Here is a 17,651-nt window from a genome sequence, read left to right on the forward strand (position 1 = left end):
GAGCCGCGCCTCCCCCAACAGAAAGCAAGCCCATGACAACCGTAGATCCCGATTTCGCAGAACGGGAAGCCCGCCGCGCCCGTCTGTTTACCCGCATCAACAAGGCCGACACCTGGTTCCAGGTCCTTGGCCTCAGCTTCCTCACACCCGTTTTGAAAGCCCTCGCCGGTGACAACCCGCGCGCCCAGGTCAAGGAAATCTGGCGCCTGCTTGGAGTTCCGCTGCTGGCGATCTGTGCCTTCCTGTTCCTGTGGGGGTCGCTCGCACCCACCGTTCAAACATCTCTCGGCGCGGTTCCCGGTCCGGCACAGGTCTGGTCCGAAGCCGTCAACCTGCACGAGGACGCGCAGGCAAAGGCCGCGAAAGAGGCCAAATTCTATGACCGCCTCGAAGCCCGCAACCAGAAATACATCGAGAAGGGCCAGCCCGAGAAGGTCAAGAACATCGCCTACACCGGCGCGCCGTCCTACTACGATCAGATCTGGACCTCGATCAAAACCGTCTTCTTCGGCTTCCTGATCGGTTCGATTGTCGCGATCCCGCTGGGCATCCTCGCAGGTCTGAGCCTGACCGCCAACGCCGCCATCAACCCCCTGATCCAGATCTTCAAACCGGTCTCCCCGTTGGCCTGGCTGCCCATCGTGACGATGGTTGTCTCGGCGACTTACACCGTGGATGACGGCCTGTTCTCGAAATCCTTCCTGAACTCGGCCATCACCGTGACCCTGTGTTCGCTCTGGCCGACCCTGATCAACACCTCCCTAGGTGTGGCCTCCATCGACAAGGATCTGGTGAACGTCTCCAAGGTTCTGAAAATGAACACCTGGACCAAGATCACCAAGCTGGTCCTGCCCTCCGCCCTGCCGTTGATCTTCACCGGTCTGCGCCTGTCGCTCGGTGTTGGCTGGATGGTGCTGATCGCCGCCGAAATGCTGGCCCAGAACCCCGGTCTCGGCAAATTCGTCTGGGACGAATTCCAGAACGGCTCGTCCAGCTCGCTGGCCAAGATCATGGTGGCCGTCTTCACCATCGGCATCATCGGCTTCCTGCTTGATCGCCTGATGTACGCCATCCAGTCGCTCTTCACCTTCAGCTCGAACCGGTGATCGACATGAGCATTCTGAAATTCGACAACGTCAGCAAAAGCTTCGGTGAGGGCACAGCCCGCACCGAGGTCCTGAAAAACATCAATCTCGAAGTCGAGGAAGGCGAATTCCTGGTTCTGCTGGGCTTCTCCGGCACCGGCAAAACCACGCTGATCAACCTGATGGCAGGCCTCGAACAGCCTTCTGCCGGCACCGCGACCTTCAAGGGTCAACCGATCACTGGCCCCGGCCCGGAACGCGGTGTCATCTTCCAGAGCTACTCGCTCATGCCCTGGCTTACGGTCAACGGCAACGTCTCCCTGGCGCTCGACTCGGTCTTCCCGAACATGCCCAAGGCAGAGAAAGCCGAAAAGGTTGCCCATTACGTCGACATGGTCGGCCTGTCACACGCCACCGCACGTCGCCCCGCCGAACTGTCGGGCGGTATGCGCCAGCGCGTGAACGTCGCCCGCGCACTCGCCATGAACCCCGAGGTTCTGCTGCTGGACGAGCCGCTCTCGGCGCTTGACGCCCTGACCCGCGCCAATCTCGCGGACGAGATCGAAGCGATCTGGCAGGCCGACAAGAAAACCTGCGTTCTCATCACCAATGACGTGGACGAGGCCATCATCCTTGCCGACCGCATCATCGCCCTGAACCCGGACGGCACCCTGGGCGAAGAGTTCCGCGTGTCCATTCCCCGCCCGCGCGACCGGATGGAAATGAACCACCACGACGGCTTCAAGCAACTGCGCGCCGACATCACCAAGTACCTGATGGACGTGGGGATCGAGGCCAAGGCCGACGTGACCAAGGAACTGCCCAATGTCACCGCCATCCACAACCTTCCCAAGGCCCAGGCCGACGTGAAGGCCAAGGAAAGCACGCGGACCGACAAGTACCTCGAGTTCTCGAAACTGCACAAGATCTACCCGACCCCGAAGGGCCCGCTGACCGTTGTCGAAGACTTCGATCTCAAGCTCGAAAAAGGCGAGTTCATCTCGCTGATCGGTCACTCGGGTTGCGGCAAATCGACGGTTCTCACGATGGCCGCCGGATTGAACGAGATTTCCAAAGGCGTGATCAATCTTGATGGTCGCGGCGTTGTCGGGGCTGATCCGGAACGTGCGGTTGTCTTCCAGTCGCCTAACCTCTTTCCCTGGCTCACCGCCAAGGAAAACGTGGCGATTGGCGTCGACAAGGTCTATCCCCGCGCCAGCCAGGCAGAGCGTCAGGACGTGGTAGAATACTACCTCGAACGCGTTGGCTTGGGTGACGCAATGGACCGCCCCGCGCACTCCATGTCGAACGGCATGAAGCAACGTGTCGGCATCGCCCGCGCCTTTGCCCTTTCCCCCAAACTGCTCTTGCTGGACGAACCCTTCGGCATGCTCGACAGCCTCACCCGCTGGGAGTTGCAGGAAGTTCTGATGGAAGTCTGGGACCGCACCAAGGTAACCGCGATCTGCGTCACGCACGACGTCGACGAAGCCATCCTTCTGGCTGACCGCGTTGTCATGATGACCAACGGCCCGCAGGCCACGATCGGCAAGATCGTCGATGTTGACCTGCCGCGTCCGCGCAGCCGCAAGGCCCTACTGCAACACCCCGACTACTACGAATTCCGCCAGGAAGTGCTCGACTTCCTCGAGGAATATGAACACGGCGCCAAGCCCAAGCCAAAGGCCGAAAGCAAAGCTATCGCAGCGGAGTAAGACACATGGAAGAAACCCAGATCGCATTGGTCCAGGACAGCTTCAAAAAGGTCGCCCCGATCACAGCACAAGCAGCAGAGATTTTCTATGCGCGCCTGTTCGAGATCGCCCCGAATGTGAAGCCCTATTTCACGGGTGACATAGACGAACAGGGCATGAAGCTGATGACCACCCTTGGCGTGGTCGTGAATGGCCTGCGCGATCTGGACAAGATCGTCCCCGTTGCCGAGCAACTGGCGATCAAACATGTCGAATACGGTGTGAAAGCTGAAGACTATGAACCCGTGGGAGCAGCGTTGCTCTACACGCTCAAAACCGGGCTGGGCGACGATTTCGACGCTGAAACCGAAGCCGCCTGGACAACCGCCTACACGACCCTTGCAGGCGTGATGACAAGTGCCGCCTACAAGACGGCAGCGGAGTAATCATGAAAAAGAAACTGATCATCATTGGTGCTGGCATGGCCTCGGGCCGTGCACTGGAGCACCTTCTCGAACAGGCACCTGACGCCTACGACGTCACCCTGTTCAACGCGGAACCGCGCGGCAACTACAACCGCATAATGCTGTCGCCCGTCCTCTCCGGCGAGAAGACCTTCGAAGAGATCGTCACCCATACCGCCGAGTGGTACGAGGAAAACGGCGTCACCTGCCGGTTCGGCGAGCGTATCGTGTCGATCGACCGTCAGGCAAAGACCGTCACCGCGGAAAACGGCGACGTACTGGCCTATGACAAGCTGATGTTCGGCACCGGCTCGAACCCGTTCATCATCCCGCTTCCCGGACATGATCTCGACGGGGTCATCGCCTACCGCGATCTGGAAGACACCAACCGCATGATCGCCCTTTCCGAGCAGCCCGGCGCCCGCGCCGTGGTGATCGGCGGCGGCCTTCTCGGGCTTGAAGCCGCCGCCGGTCTGAAAGCGCGCGGGGTCGAGGTCACTGTCGTGCACATCATGGGCCACCTGATGGAGCGCCAACTGGACGAAGCCGCCGGATACCTGCTGCGCAAGGCGCTGGTCGACAAGGGCATCACCGTGATGTGCTCGGCCAACTCCAAGGAAATCCTTGGCGAGGATGGCAAGGTCAAGGCGTTGCTGCTGGATGACGGCACCGAATTGCCCTGTGACCTTCTGGTCATGGCCGTAGGCATCCGCCCCAATGTCGCGCTGGCCCAGGCGGTCGGTCTGGACACGGACAAGGGTATCCTCGTCAACGACCAGATGGTCACCTCTGATCCCGACATCCTCGCTGTTGGGGAATGCGTGGAGCACAACGGTGCCATCTTCGGCCTCGTCGCCCCGCTCTATGATCAGGCCAAGGTCATCGCCAAGACCCTCATGCAGGAAGACGCCGCCTTCGTGAACAAGGAGGTCTCCACCAAGCTCAAGGTAACGGGATGTGACCTCTTCAGCGCAGGCGACTTTGCCGATGCCGAAGGCCGCGAAGACATCGTCTTCCGTGATCCCGCCCGCGGTGTCTACAAGCGCTTGGTCCTTGAAAACGACCGGCTGATCGGTGCCGTGATGTACGGCGACACCGCTGACGGCAGCTGGTTCTTCGGTCTCATCAAGGATGGCACCGATGTTTCGGACATGCGTGACACCCTGATCTTTGGCCCTGCCTACCAAGGGGGAGCCGCCGTGGACCCTATGGCGGCCGTTGCAGCCTTACCGGCTGACGCAGAAATCTGCGGCTGCAACGGCGTATGCAAAGGTCAGATCGTTGACGCCATCAATGGCGGTGCCACCACCCTCGAAGACGTTCGTGCCCAAACCAAGGCCAGCGGATCTTGCGGCACCTGCACCGGTCTCGTGGAACAGGTGCTTGCCTCCACGCTTGGCGATGATTTCGTTATCCCCGCGGCTCAATCCGTCTGCGGCTGCACCGATCTCAGCCACGAAGATGTGCGCCGCCTGATCAAGTCGCAGGAACTCAAGTCGCAGGCCGCGGTCTGGCAGGAACTGGGCTGGTCCACGCCCAATGGCTGTCATGTCTGCCGTCCGGCGATCAATTACTACCTGCTCGCCGACTGGCCCGTGGAATACCAGGACGATCCGCAATCGCGCTTCGTGAACGAACGCAACCACGCCAACATCCAGAAAGACGGCACCTATTCCGTTGTGCCCCGCATGTGGGGCGGCGTCACCACGCCGGACGAACTGCGTGCCATTGCCGATGCTGCGGACAAGTATAACGTGCCAACGGTCAAGGTAACGGGTGGCCAGCGCATCGACCTTCTCGGCGTGCGCAAAGAAGACCTCCCGGCAATCTGGTATGACCTCAACCAGGCGGGCATGGTTTCGGGACACGCCTACTCCAAGGGCCTTCGTACCGTGAAAACCTGCGTCGGAACCGACCATTGTCGCGTCGCCACGCAGGATTCCACCGGCCTCGGCATTAAGCTGGAAAAGGAACTCTGGGGGTCCTGGACACCGCACAAACTCAAGCTCGGCGTCTCCGGCTGCCCGCGCAACTGCGCCGAAGCCACCTGCAAGGACATCGGCGTCATCTGCGTCGACTCGGGCTACGAAATCTCTGTGGCTGGCGCGGCCGGCATGGAGGTCAAGGAAACCGAGGCTCTGACCAAGGTCGACACCGAGGAAGAAGCGATCGAGATCATCACGGCCTTTACCCAACTCTACCGCGAGCAGGCCAAGTACCTCGACCGCGTGTTCAAATGGGTCGCCAAGGTCGGCCTTGATTGGTGCAAGGAACAGGTGGTTGACGACCTCGAGAACCGCAAGGCGCTCATCGCCCGCTTCGAACTCTCGCAAAGCGTCTATCGCACCGACCCATGGGCCGAACACGCACAACCCCAAAAGGCCGCGACCTATGCGCCGCTGGCTGATCTGACACTGGAGGCCGCAGAATGACCTGGCTCGACATCGGAAGCATCAACGACATCCCCGAACGCGGTGCCCGCATCGTGAAAACCAAGGTTGGCTGCGTCGCCGTGTTCCGGACAGCAGAAAACGAAGTCTTTGCAACAGCGGACCGCTGCCCCCACAAGGGCGGCCCGCTTTCCGAGGGCATCGTCCACGACCGCAAGGTCACCTGCCCACTGCACAACTGGGTCTTCAGCCTTGAAACCGGCGAAGCACAGGGTGCGGACGAAGGCCAGATCGACACCTACGCTGCCCGCGTTGTTGACGGTCGTATCCTTCTGGACGTTTCGCAACTGTCCAACCGGGCCGCCGCATGATGGACGGTGCAGACTTTCCCGCCGCCGTTTCGGACATTACTGCTGGCACAACGGTCTGCACCACCTGCCCCTATTGTGGCGTGGGTTGCGGGGTTCTGGCATCCCGATCCGATGCCGGCGACCCCAAGATCAAGGGCGACCCTGCACACCCTGCCAATCTGGGCCGTCTCTGCTCAAAGGGCTCGGCTCTCGGAGAGACTCTGTCACCCGACGGCCGTCTCCTTGCACCGCAAGTGGATGGGCAAAGCACCGACTGGGACAGCGCGCTTGATCTTGTCGCCCACCGGTTCAAGGACACCATCGCCAAACACGGTCCCGACAGCGTCGCGTTCTACGTCTCCGGACAACTCCTGACCGAAGACTACTATGTCGCCAACAAGCTGATGAAAGGCTTCATCGGTTCGGCGAACATCGACACCAATTCACGTCTCTGCATGGCCTCGACAGTTGCTGGCCACAAACGCGCCTTCGGCACCGATACCGTTCCCGGCATCTATGAAGATCTCGAACAGGCCGACCTGATCACGCTTGTCGGGTCCAACCTCGCCTGGTGTCACCCGGTGCTCTATCAACGCATTGTCGCCGCCAAAAAGGCGCGCCCATCGATGAAGGTCATCAACATCGACCCACGTCGCACCGCAACCTGCGACATCGCCGATCTGCACCTTCCCATCACCCCCGGCACCGATGTCGCGCTCTTCAATCACCTGCTGTCTGAAATCCACCAGCAAGGCGCCCTCGACAGCGAATTCATTGCCAACCACGTCACCGGTTTCGAAGACGCTCTCAACGCCGCAAGTTCGGATTCCGTATCGGTCACTGGCCTGCGTCACGAAGACATCACGCGCTTCCTGAGCCTTTGGATCGGTTCCGAAAAAACCGTTACGATCTTCAGCCAGGGCGTAAACCAGTCTTCGCAGGGGACCGACAAGGTCAACGCGATCCTGAACTGCCACCTGGCCACCGGCCGCATCGGCAAGCCCGGCATGGGACCGTTCAGCGTAACCGGCCAGCCCAACGCCATGGGCGGGCGCGAAGTGGGCGGTCTGGCCAACATGCTTGCCTGCCACCTCGACATTGAAAACCCGGCCCATCGCATGACCGTGCGTGATTTCTGGGATGCCCCCGCCATGCCTGAGGCCGCAGGTCTGAAAGCTGTCGATCTCTTCGAAGCCGTCGGGCGCGGAGACATCAAGGCGCTTTGGGTCATGTGCACCAACCCCGCGGTGTCCATGCCCGATGCCGATGCCGTGCGCGATGCCATCGACGGATGCGATTTCGTCGTGGTTTCCGACCTCTCGAACACAACCGACACCGCCCGCCTTGCCGATGTGGTGCTTCCCGCGACCGGCTGGGGGGAAAAGGATGGCACCGTCACAAATTCGGAACGCATGATCTCGCGCCAGCGCCCGATCACCGCGCCGGTCGGAGACTCCCGCCACGACTGGGACATCATCAGCGACGTGGCCCGCCGCATGGGGTGGGCGGATGCCTTCGCCTACGAAACCCCGGCAGAAATTTTCCGCGAATACGCGGCGCTTTCCGGTCTGGCCGCTGGCCACGGACGTGATTTTGATATCTCGGGACTAAGCGATCTGAGCGACAAAGACTACGCGCTGTTCGCGCCTACGCGCTGGCCCATCCCCACCAAAGACAGCCAAAGCACGCGTATGTTCAGGGACGGCAAGTTCTTCACCCCCTCCGGACGCGCCAACATGCTGGCGGTCTCGCAATCCGAGGCTGCTCCCGAAACCCCCGACACCTTCCGTCTCAACACAGGCCGCATCCGCGACCAGTGGCACACCATGACCCGCACGGCCAAGTCGCCGCGCCTGAACAGCCACATGGGCGAACCCTTCCTCGAGGTACATCCACAAGACGCGGTGGCCATCGGCCTGACGCCAGCCTCGCTCGCCCGTGCCTCTTCCCCCCAGGGTTCGGCCATCCTGCGTGTGCTGGTCACGGACCGCGTACAACAGGGCAGCGTTTTCGCACCGATCCACTGGACGTCGGAATACACCGGCAACGGACGCATCAGCAGCCTCGTGAACAACCAGACCGATGCCATCTCGGGCCAGCCCGATTCCAAGGCGGCGCGCGTGGAAATCGAACCGCTGAACCCGGCCTGGTATGGGTTCGCAATCTCGGCGCAGTCGATCGACCCCGACACCACCTACTGGGCCAAAGCCCGCCATTCCGGCGGCTGGCGCACGGAACTGGCCGACAACACCATCCCCGACGACTGGGAGGCCTATGCGCGATCCCTGTTCGCCGCCACGGATGCCGAAGTCTCCAGCGTGATCGACCCGAACAAGGGCACGGCCCGCGTCGCCGTCCATCAGGATGGCCAACTGGTCGGCGCCCTTTTCGCGTCGCCAACCCCGGTCTCCGTGGCGCGCAGCTGGGTTTCCGGCCGATTGGGTGATGCGGACACCGCCGTCCTTGCAGGGTTCCCCGGTGCCGATCAGCCCGACCCCGGGGCAACCGTCTGCGCCTGTTTCAACGTCGGCATCAACACCATCACCGAGGCCATCACCGCGCAGAACCTGATGACGGTCGAACAGATTGGTATCGCTTTGGAAGCAGGGTCGAATTGCGGCTCCTGCCGCCCAGAACTTGCGGCCATTCTACAGGCGGCACACGCCAAGATCGCCGCGGAATAAAACACGCCCCGCCCTTTGGCTGGGCTTGTCATCACGCCACACGGTTGCCCTTGCTCCAGACCGCACGCAGCGCCGGAACGCCCTCGGTCAGCCGGAAGCGGATCAAGTCCCCCTGCATCCCGACTTCCAGACGCCCCCGATCATGCAATTCGGTCATCTTCGCGGGCGTCGCCGTCACCGTCGCCAGCCCCTTGGCCATATCGCCCCAATGCTGCCCCAGCTGAACCGCGCTCAACAAAAGCGAGGCAGGCACATAGTCCGACGAAATAATGTCGAGCAGGTCGAGGTCTGCCAGATCAATCGCCGCCACGTTCCCCGAATGCGAACCGCCCCGCACAAGGTTGGGTCCACCCATGATATTGGCGATCTGGTTCTCGCGACATGCTTTCGCCGCCTCAACCGTGGTCGGGAACTCTGCCAAATGGATGCCATAGCTTGCTGAAACCGCCACCTGCTCCGAGGTGGTGTCATCATGGCTTGCCAGGACCGCGCCAAACCGCTTGGCTGCATCCACCGTCGCCTTCTCGTGTTTTTCGCCAAGCGTCTCGCGCAGACCGAACAGGAAATCGCAATACTCTGAAAACCCGTCAGCAGGCATCGCGTATTTACCACGAATGTAGGATTCGAACTTGGACATGTCCGTGAACTGACGCTGCCCCGGCGTGTGGTCCATCAGGCTCACAATGCCAACACGATCCTCAGGCCCAAACTCTGCCAGCTCTTCGACCAAAGTCTCCGAACAGGTCTCGGCCCGCAGATGCAGATGGTGGCTGATCTTCAACCCGCCATGTTCGCGCATCGACAGGATCTCGCTCGCCATCTGGCGCGCGTACTTGCCGTACTTCTTGTTCGGATCGGAAATGATCGACCCAACCCGGATAGCATCGAACACTGTGGTGATACCGACACTGGCCAGCTCCGCATCATGTGCGACGATCGCGGCCTGATGTGGCCAGTCAACCTTGGGGCGCGGGTGAATATGGCGCTCGAGGTTGTCGGTATGCAGTTCGATAAGACCGGGTGCGATGAAATCGCCTTCGCAGTCTTCCGCGCCGGCGGGCACCGCAGTGCCGCTATCGACCGCAGCAATCATGCCGTCCTTAACAACAATACTGCCCCGTATGGTCTCATCAGGCAGAACCAAAGTGGCATTGGCGAGGATCATGTCTTGTGTCATCAGGATGTTACGCTGTTTTGGCAGTGGCGGGTAAACAATGGAGGCCCCGGTGCACGATAAGCCGCAATTTAGCAGATACGCTATCTATTACACGCCCCCCAATGGCGCGCTTGCCACTTTTGGCGCGCAATGGTTGGGCTGGGACATTGAAACGGGTTGCGCCGTGCCGCATCCCGAGATTGCCGGGCTGCCCGCCCCAATCTCCGAGATAACGGCCACGCCGCGCAAATATGGTCTTCACGGGACGATCAAACCCCCATTCAGACTGGCCGAAGGCACGACCGAAGACGGGCTCAAGGCGGCGTTCTCCGACCTCGCCGCGCAATTGCCAGCCGTGTCTCTTGACGGCCTTGAACTCACGCGCCTCGGCGGTTTCCTGGCGCTGACGATCAAGGGCGATCAAACCCCGCTGGCCAATCTCGCGGGGTCCGTGGTGCAACAGCTTGACGCCTTCCGCGCAAGCCCGTCCGAGGCCGAACTTGAACGCCGCCGCAAGGCCAACCTCTCGCCCCGACAGGAAGACCTCCTGATGCAATGGGGCTATCCTTACGTGATGGACGAATTCCGCTTTCACATCACCCTCACCGGCCGTTTGGGACGCAAGGATGCCGAGACGACAAAAGCCATCCTTGCCCCCCATGTCGCGGCTTGTCTGCCCACGCCCTTCACGGTTGGCGATCTCACGCTGGTTGGCGAAGACGAGAATGGGATGTTTCACGAAATCCACCGCTACACCCTCTCCGGGTAAAGCGCAGCAAGGATGGTGGCGACGGTATCTTCCAGAGCGCCATCATTCCAAACCTCGATCACGTCGTCCCCTTCGGGACGGTTGAGCCCTGCCCTCTCAAGACGACGCGCGATGTCTTCCGCGCTCTCTCTGCCGCGTGCGCCAAGCCGCGCGGCAAGCGTTTCGGGCGACGCGATCAAGGACAATACACGGAACCCTTCAAACGTCTCCCGCGCGCTGTCCAGAACGGCGCGTGACAGGTTCACGAGCGCGACACTGCCATCCGGCTTGCCCTCAACTTCGCGGCGCGGGATGCCATAGGACAGGCCATGCGCATCCCACCACAGACAGAAAGCGCCAGAGGCCACTCGGCGGTCAAACTCTTCCCGGCTGACACCGTCAAAGTCTTCACCGCCGGCCTGGCTTGGTCGCGTGATCACGCGGCGCACTAAGGACACTCCGGGCACGGCGTTGGCCACGGCTTCCATCACCGTGTCCTTGCCCACCCCGGAAGGGCCGACCACCGCTATCAGGCGCGCCGTCATCAGGCGGCCTGCGGCGTATAGACCGACACGTCGATCTCGCGGTCGCACACACGGTCACGTGCGGCTTCGTCGTGGAAGATACCAACGATCGCAGCCCCCCGCGCCTTGGCTTCCTCAATCAGCGTCAGAACAGTTTCGCGATTGGCCGCATCAAGGCTCGCCGTGGGCTCGTCCAAAAGCATCGCGGGATATTCGTGCGCGAACCCGCGTGCGATGTTCACCCGCTGCTGTTCCCCACCGGAAAACGACGTCGGGCTCAACGACCACAGGCGTTCGGGGATACGCAAACGGCTCAGAAGGTCACGCGCCCGCGCTCTTGCAGCATCCCCATCCACGCCCACCGCCAAAAGCGGCTCGGCCACCACATCAATGGTCGCCACGCGCGGCACCACCCGCAGAAACTGGCTGACATAACCAAGCGTTTCGCGCCGCAATTGCAGGATCTCTCGCGGCTCGGCCTTGGTGACGTCCACACCATCCACAAGGATGCTGCCCGACGCCGCCAGATAGTTCCCATAGATCATCCGCATCAGGGTCGACTTGCCGGCCCCCGAAGCCCCCGTCAGCGCCACGCATTGCCCGCGTGCCACACTAAGGTTTGCCCCCTGCATCACCGGGATCACCACACCGCCCTGATTGTGCAGGGTGAACGTTTTGGAAAGATTGGTAATTTCAATCATGATCTCACCCTCAGACTTGCAGAACCGAGCTGACAAGCAGCTGTGTATAGGCGTGTTGCGGATCATCCAGAACCTGATCAGTCAGGCCGGTTTCAACCACGTGACCGTCCTTCATCACCATCAACCTGTCCGCAAGAAGACGCACAACCGCCAGATCGTGGGTCACGATAATCGCGCTCAGCCCCATTTCGCGCACCAACCCGCGTAAAAGATCCAAGAGGCGCGCCTGCACGGAAACATCCAGTCCGCCGGTCGGCTCGTCCATGAACACAAGACGCGGCCCCGTCACAAGGTTGCGGGCAATCTGCAACCGCTGCTGCATCCCGCCCGAGAACTGTGTCGGGCGGTCATCGACACGGCTTTCGTTGATCTCGACCCGCCCCAGCCAGTCGATCGCCTGGTCCCGGATATCGCCATAGTGACGTGCCCCAACCGCCATAAGCCGCTCGCCCACGTTGCCACCGGCGGACACGTTCATGCGTAGGCCGTCGCGTGCATGTTGATGCACAAAGGCCCAATCGGTGCGCGACAGCATCCGCCGCTCCGGCTCGGACATGGTGACAGTGTCTTTCATGCCCTCACTGCGGGTCTCGAACAAAACCTCGCCGCGATCCGGCGCGAGATGCCCCGCCAGACAGTTAAGCAGGGTCGACTTGCCTGACCCGCTCTCGCCCACGATGCCCATGACTTCGCCGGGATAGAGATCAAAGCTCACATCGGTGCAGCCAATCCGCCCGCCATAGAACTTTGCGATATTCTGAACCTTGAGCAGCGGTGTCATGCTGCGTCCTCCTCAAAGGCTGTACCTTTTGCGCCCACGAACCCGGCCTTGCGGCGCGAACAGCAGTAATCCGTGTCAGAGCAGACAAACATGCGCCCGCCCGCGTCATCCATGATCACTTCGTCAAGATAGCTGTCCTCAGCCCCACACAGATCACAGGCCGCATCGGCCTTGGTGGCTTCGAAGGGATAGTCATCGAAATCAAGGCTGACGACTTGCGTATAGGGCGGCACCGCATAGATGCGCTGCTCCCGCCCCGCGCCGAACAGCTGAATGGCCGCCATTTCCATCTTTGGATTGTCAAACTTCGGGATGGGCGACGGGTCCATCACGTAACGCCCCTCCACTTTCACCGGATAGGCATAAGAAGTCGCAATCGCGCCGTGGCGGCTGATGTCCTCGTAAAGCTTCACATGCATCAGCCCATATTCCTCAAGGCTGTGCATCTTGCGGGTCTCCACCTCGGACGGCTCAAGAAACCGCAAGGGTTCCGGGATCGGCACCTGGTACACGAGGATCTGGTCTTCGCGCAGCGGCTCTTCCGGAATGCGGTGACGGGTCTGGATCACGCTTGCCTCGGCCGTTTCCTCGGTCGTCGCAACTCCGGCGGTCTTTTCAAAGAACTTGCGGATCGAAACGGCATTCGTCGTGTCATCGGCCCCCTGATCAATCACCTTCATCGTATCATCGGGCGTCAGTGTTGCCGCCGACACCTGCACGCCGCCCGTTCCCCATCCATAGGGCATCGGCATCTCGCGGCTGGCAAACGGCACCTGATAGCCGGGAATGGCCAACCCCTTGAGGATGGCGCGACGGATCATCCGCTTGGTCTGCTCATCCAGATAGGCAAAGTTATAGTCGCTCATTCCGCAGCCTCCTGTACTTCGCCCATCGCCTCGCGACGCAGCTTGCGGATCAGTTCAAGTTCAGACTGGAAATCCACGTAGTGTGGCAGCTTGATGTGCTCGAGAAAGCCCGTCGCCTGGATATTGTCCGAGTGATACAGAACGAACTCTTCGTCCTGCGCGGGCGCGCCCATATTGTCCTCGCCCAACTCTTTCCAGCGAAGCGCCCGGTCAACCAGGGCCATCGAAATCGACTTGCGCTCGGACTGGCCGAACACAAGCCCATAGCCGCGCGTGAATTGCGGCGGCTCGGTCTTGGAGCCGGCAAACTGGTTCACCGTCTCGCATTCCGTGACCTCGATCTCGCCGATGTCGATGGCAAAGCCCAACTCGGGAATATCCATCTCGACCTCGACCTTGCCGATGCGCAATTCGCCGACAAAGGCGTGGTTGCGGGCATAGCCACGCTGGGTCGAATAGGCCATGCCCAGCACAAACCCCTCGTCCCCACGCGTCAGCGACTGAAGGCGCAAGGCGCGATCAGCCGGCAGCTCCAGCGGTTCACGGGTCAGGTCGCCCGGCACGTCATCGTTTTCGTCTTCGGTCTGGATCAGGCCTTCGCGGTTCAGGAACCCGGTGATATGCGGCGTCGGTTCCGTACGCGCCTGACCCTGCGGCGCTTCGGGCACCTCGCCTTCCGCCGCCAATGCAAAATCCAAAAGACGGTGGGTATAGTCGAAGGTCGGCCCAAGAACCTGCCCCCCCGGCGCGTCCTTGAAAGTCGCGGAGATCCGGCGATCACAGGCCATGTCGGCGGTATCAATCGGATTGGAATAGCCAAACCGCGGCAGGGTCGTGCGATAGGCCCGGATCAGGAAAATCGCCTCGATCATGTCCCCACGCGCCTGCTTGATCGCAAGGGCCGCAAGATCGGGATCATACAACGACCCTTCCGCCATCACGCGGTTCACGGCCAACGCCAGCTGCTCGCGGATCTGGGCAATCGAAAGCTCCGCCACATCCAGACTGCCACGGCGTTCCTCGGCCAGCCAGGCATGCGCATTGTCAATGGCGCGCTCGCCACCTTTCACGGCAACATACATCAGGCAACCACCTTTGTTGTGCGGGGCAGCGCGGCAACGCGGCTGCCTTCGGTAAAGTAGAAATCAAGCCCCAGCGGAAACAGCATCGCATTCTTCTGGAACACGGCCACGTCGGGCAAAGACAGCGTGGCTGTCTCCTTGATGCCCGGCCCGCTCAGCGTCGCGCCTTTGGCCTCCAAAGTCTCCATCTCGACAATCAGGGTGGCCGAGCGGTCCGGATATTCCGGCGTGCCGATTGCAAACCGGTCCAGCACACCCAGATCGTCCCAGCGCCCAACCGCGAACATCGCCCGTTCCGGCGCCACAACCGGCGCGCCGACGTGGAAGGAAATCCAGTCACGTACTGCCGCGCAATCCACGGCACCACACAGGGCAACGGGCGTTTCGGGATCACACAACGTGAGGATCAGAACCCCCGCCGCCACGGACAGCGGCGCGGGCGGCACGGCTCCCGCCAAATCCTCGATCGTGCCCGGCCGTGCCATCACGTTCATCAGCACGCGAAAAGCATGGGCCGAATCCACCGGCGCATTGGCAAAGCCGCCTTTCAGTACATCGGCGTTCATCAGTCTTCCCCCCGTACCATCGTGAAGAAATCAACCTTGGTGGCCGCGGCCTTGGCTGCGCGCGTTTCCCTGGCGTCCAGCATGGCTTTCTCCAGAGGCTCCAGCACCGTCGCCTTCACGACGTCCGCCTTGTCCCCCTGCATCAACGCATCCACCAACGCGGCAAGCTTCGCCTTGTCCTTGTCACGGCCCTGCACATAGCCATGCCCAACCTCGCCACTGGCAAGCTGCAGCGAACACCGGGTCACGGTCATTTCTCCGAGATTGAAGGGCGCCCCGGTCCCACCGGTACGCCCGCGCACCATGGTCGCGCCGATTTCCGGCGCACGAAGCCAATTGAATTCCGGCGCAAAGGATTGCGCATCCCACAACACCCTGAGCCGTTCAGCAGGCGCTTTGGCCAAGAGGCTCATCCATGCGCGACGATTTGTTTCTGCGGCCATCTAGACACCTTGTCGATTTGTCTATTTTCCTATACAACTAGACAAATACTAACCCTAGAGCGATGAGTCGCACAATCCCGGCATCCGTGAAACTTTGATGACATGAACCGTTTCCAGAAAAAGACACCCGTATGGGAATCCATTTCCCGCAGCCTCACCGCCGACATCGCCGAAGGCCGCTATGGACCCGGCGATAAGCTTCCAACCGAGGCCGAGCTTTCCTCGCGCTTTGGCGTAAACCGTCACACCGTGCGCCATGCGCTGAAGGACATGGCCGAATCCGGCCTTGTGCATTCCCGACGTGGGTCTGGCGTCTTCGTGGCGCAAACCCCCACCGACTATCCCATCGGCAAACGGGTGCGCTTTCACCGCAACCTCCAGCAGTCAGGCCGCCTGCCCTCCAAACAGACGCTCTCGGTCGAGACACGCGCCGCCGATCTGCGCGAGGCAGAGGCCCTGCAACTGAACAAGGGCGATCCGGTTCATGTCTACGAAGGCCTGTCCCTTGCGGACGGCCAGCCGATCTGCGTCTTCAAAAGCGCCTTCCCCGCCGATCGCTTCCCCGAAATGCTCGATCACATCACCTTTTCGAACTCGGTCACGGCGGCACTGAACGCCTGTGGCATCCTCGACTACACTCGCATCTCCACCCGCCTGACTGCGAAGCGGGCAACCGCAACCCAGGCGCTGCACCTGCGCATTCAAGAAGGTGATCCGATCTTGCGCACCGTCGGCATCAACGTCGATCCCGATGGAAACCCGATTGAATACGGTGTCTCGTGGTTCGCCGGAGACCGGGTAACCCTGACCCTTGCAGAGGCGGATGCGCCATAAAACATTGGGCGTCCTGTCACGTAGGCGACATACTAGACAGCTAGACATATCGAAAACCTCGGAAATGAGCAGATCGATGCCCAGACGCCCCCTCTCCCTTCGCCTCAAAGGCGCTACTGTCCTGCGCGACGGCGAAATGCAAAAGCGGTCCCTCGTGATCCAACAGGGTCGCATTTCCAAAGGCCCGCTCCCCGAAGTTGACCTCACGGGCTACCTGCTGCTGCCCGGTATCATCGACATGCACGGCGATGCGTTTGAACGCCATATCGCACCGCGCCCATCGGCGCCGTTCCCTCTGGAAACCGGCCTGCGCGCCACCGATCGTGACGCGGCAGTCAACGGGGTCACCACCGCCTGGCTCGCCCAAAGCTGGAGCTGGGAAGGCGGCCATCGCGGCCCAGACTTTGCCGAGAAACTACTGACCGGTCTCGACCACTATCGCAGCCACGCCCTCAGCGACCTGCGAATCCAGATCCGCTGCGAAACCCACACCGTTGACACGGCCGAGCGGCTCTTGTCGGCTGTCGAACGGCACAAGATCGACTACGTTGTCTTCAACAACCACCTCGACGAAGCCCTGCACCTCGCCCGCCTGCGCCCCGAGGAAATCACCCTCTGGGCCAAAAAGGCGGGCCGCACCCCCAAAGAACACATGGCGCTTGTCCATGCTGCGCAGGAGCAAACCTCGCGGGTTCCGCGCTACCTGTGCAAACTTGCCGAACGCTTCGATCAGTTGGGGGTCCGCTACGGATCGCATGACGATCCCGACGGCGACACCCGCGAGCGCTTCTCGATGATCGGCGCCAAGATCTGCGAATTCCCCACAGCCCGCCCTGCGGCTGCCTTGGCCAAGGCCGTGGGCGATCACGTTGTCATGGGCGCGCCAAACATCGTGCGCGGCGGGTCCCAGTCGGGCAACATCGCGGCCTCGGACCTGGTCGAGGCCCGCCTCTGCGATGCGCTGGTGTCCGACTACTACTATCCGGCGCTGGCCCAGTCGGCATTCCGCCTCGTCGACGACGGCATCATGACCCTGCCCAAGGCGTGGAAGATGATTTCCGAAACCCCGGCCCGCATCATGGGTCTGGCGGATCGCGGTCATTTCGATTTCGGGCGTCGCGCCGACGTTGCCATCGTCAACGCCAAGACCCGCGCAATCGAAGGCACCATTTCCGGGGGGCGTATCACCCACCTGGTGGGCGAAGCCGCGCACCGGTTCTTCTATTCAAGCGCGTCGATGCAACTGGCCGCAGAATGAAAAAGTAGGGCGCCAACCGGCGCCC

Annotated in this window: 17 protein-coding genes; 9 read left to right on the plus strand and 8 right to left on the minus strand. The window is 61.5% G+C overall.

Annotation, left to right across the window (positions count from 1 at the left end; all coding sequences use genetic code 11):
* Window positions 1-32 precede the first annotated feature (32 nt).
* From NNA36_RS12515 to NNA36_RS12540, 6 genes are read left to right on the plus strand one after another with little or no spacing between them, the layout of a single operon-like run.
* On the plus strand, window positions 33-1,106 hold the full coding sequence (locus NNA36_RS12515; protein WP_255107471.1) for an ABC transporter permease: 1,074 nt from the start codon (window positions 33-35) through the stop codon (window positions 1,104-1,106).
* 5 nt (window positions 1,107-1,111) lie between these two features.
* On the plus strand, window positions 1,112-2,800 hold the full coding sequence (locus NNA36_RS12520) for an ABC transporter ATP-binding protein (RefSeq protein WP_255107473.1): 1,689 nt from the start codon (window positions 1,112-1,114) through the stop codon (window positions 2,798-2,800).
* A 5-nt stretch (window positions 2,801-2,805) separates the two neighbouring features.
* On the plus strand, window positions 2,806-3,225 hold the full coding sequence (locus NNA36_RS12525; RefSeq protein ID WP_255107475.1) for a globin family protein: 420 nt from the start codon (window positions 2,806-2,808) through the stop codon (window positions 3,223-3,225).
* A gap of 2 nt (window positions 3,226-3,227) precedes the next feature.
* Entirely contained in the window at window positions 3,228-5,675 is a 2,448-nt protein-coding gene (gene nirB, locus NNA36_RS12530) for a nitrite reductase large subunit NirB (protein ID WP_255107477.1), read from the plus strand.
* Window positions 5,672-6,004, plus strand: a complete 333-nt coding sequence (gene nirD, locus NNA36_RS12535) for a nitrite reductase small subunit NirD (protein WP_255107479.1) — start codon at window positions 5,672-5,674, stop codon at window positions 6,002-6,004. The genes nirB and nirD overlap by 4 nt, the downstream gene beginning before the upstream one ends.
* The gene (locus NNA36_RS12540) at window positions 6,004-8,667 is read left to right on the plus strand and encodes a nitrate reductase (RefSeq protein ID WP_255107861.1); all 2,664 of its coding nucleotides are present in this window, start codon (window positions 6,004-6,006) and stop codon (window positions 8,665-8,667) included. Before nirD ends, NNA36_RS12540 begins: the two co-directional genes overlap by 1 nt.
* A gap of 31 nt (window positions 8,668-8,698) precedes the next feature.
* Here the strand turns inward: NNA36_RS12540 and NNA36_RS12545 are convergent, their stop codons facing one another.
* A complete protein-coding gene (locus NNA36_RS12545) occupies window positions 8,699-9,844 on the minus strand; it encodes an alpha-D-ribose 1-methylphosphonate 5-triphosphate diphosphatase (protein ID WP_255107481.1) in 1,146 nt (381 codons plus the stop codon).
* Between the two features lie 49 nt (window positions 9,845-9,893).
* Here NNA36_RS12545 and NNA36_RS12550 point away from each other — a divergent pair, with 49 nt between their 5' ends.
* Entirely contained in the window at window positions 9,894-10,592 is a 699-nt protein-coding gene (locus NNA36_RS12550) for a DUF1045 domain-containing protein (RefSeq protein ID WP_369681663.1), read from the plus strand.
* Here NNA36_RS12550 and phnN read toward each other — a convergent pair.
* From phnN to phnG, 7 genes are read right to left on the minus strand one after another with little or no spacing between them, the layout of a single operon-like run.
* Window positions 10,574-11,116, minus strand: a complete 543-nt coding sequence (gene phnN, locus NNA36_RS12555) for a phosphonate metabolism protein/1,5-bisphosphokinase (PRPP-forming) PhnN (protein WP_255107485.1) — start codon at window positions 11,114-11,116, stop codon at window positions 10,574-10,576. The genes NNA36_RS12550 and phnN overlap by 19 nt on opposite strands.
* Window positions 11,116-11,796: a phosphonate C-P lyase system protein PhnL gene (phnL, locus tag NNA36_RS12560; RefSeq protein ID WP_255107487.1), complete on the minus strand. Its 681-nt coding sequence runs from the start codon at window positions 11,794-11,796 to the stop codon at window positions 11,116-11,118. The genes phnN and phnL overlap by 1 nt, the downstream gene beginning before the upstream one ends.
* Window positions 11,797-11,806: 10 nt before the next feature.
* Window positions 11,807-12,577, minus strand: a complete 771-nt coding sequence (gene phnK, locus NNA36_RS12565; RefSeq protein WP_255107488.1) for a phosphonate C-P lyase system protein PhnK — start codon at window positions 12,575-12,577, stop codon at window positions 11,807-11,809.
* On the minus strand, window positions 12,574-13,443 hold the full coding sequence (locus tag NNA36_RS12570; RefSeq protein ID WP_255107490.1) for an alpha-D-ribose 1-methylphosphonate 5-phosphate C-P-lyase PhnJ: 870 nt from the start codon (window positions 13,441-13,443) through the stop codon (window positions 12,574-12,576). The genes phnK and NNA36_RS12570 overlap by 4 nt, the downstream gene beginning before the upstream one ends.
* Window positions 13,440-14,525 carry a carbon-phosphorus lyase complex subunit PhnI gene (locus NNA36_RS12575; RefSeq protein ID WP_255107491.1) on the minus strand — a complete coding sequence of 362 codons (1,086 nt, stop codon included), beginning with the start codon at window positions 14,523-14,525 and terminating at the stop codon, window positions 13,440-13,442. The genes NNA36_RS12570 and NNA36_RS12575 overlap by 4 nt, the downstream gene beginning before the upstream one ends.
* Window positions 14,525-15,091, minus strand: coding sequence for a phosphonate C-P lyase system protein PhnH (gene phnH / locus NNA36_RS12580; protein ID WP_255107493.1), 567 nt, complete (start codon window positions 15,089-15,091; stop codon window positions 14,525-14,527). The genes NNA36_RS12575 and phnH overlap by 1 nt, the downstream gene beginning before the upstream one ends.
* The gene (gene phnG, locus NNA36_RS12585) at window positions 15,091-15,534 is read right to left on the minus strand and encodes a phosphonate C-P lyase system protein PhnG (protein ID WP_255107495.1); all 444 of its coding nucleotides are present in this window, start codon (window positions 15,532-15,534) and stop codon (window positions 15,091-15,093) included. Before phnG ends, phnH begins: the two co-directional genes overlap by 1 nt.
* A 102-nt stretch (window positions 15,535-15,636) precedes the next feature.
* Between phnG and phnF the strand changes: the two genes are divergently transcribed.
* Both phnF and NNA36_RS12595 read left to right on the plus strand, forming a co-directional pair.
* A complete protein-coding gene (gene phnF / locus NNA36_RS12590) occupies window positions 15,637-16,368 on the plus strand; it encodes a phosphonate metabolism transcriptional regulator PhnF (RefSeq protein ID WP_255107498.1) in 732 nt (243 codons plus the stop codon).
* A gap of 76 nt (window positions 16,369-16,444) precedes the next feature.
* Window positions 16,445-17,626 (plus strand): alpha-D-ribose 1-methylphosphonate 5-triphosphate diphosphatase, encoded by a 1,182-nt coding sequence (locus NNA36_RS12595; protein ID WP_255107500.1) that lies wholly within the window; start codon window positions 16,445-16,447, stop codon window positions 17,624-17,626.
* The last annotated feature ends 25 nt before the right edge of the window (window positions 17,627-17,651 follow it).

Origin of the sequence: Shimia sp. CNT1-13L.2 (genome assembly GCF_024331145.1) — a bacterium.
Taxonomy (GTDB): domain Bacteria; phylum Pseudomonadota; class Alphaproteobacteria; order Rhodobacterales; family Rhodobacteraceae; genus Shimia.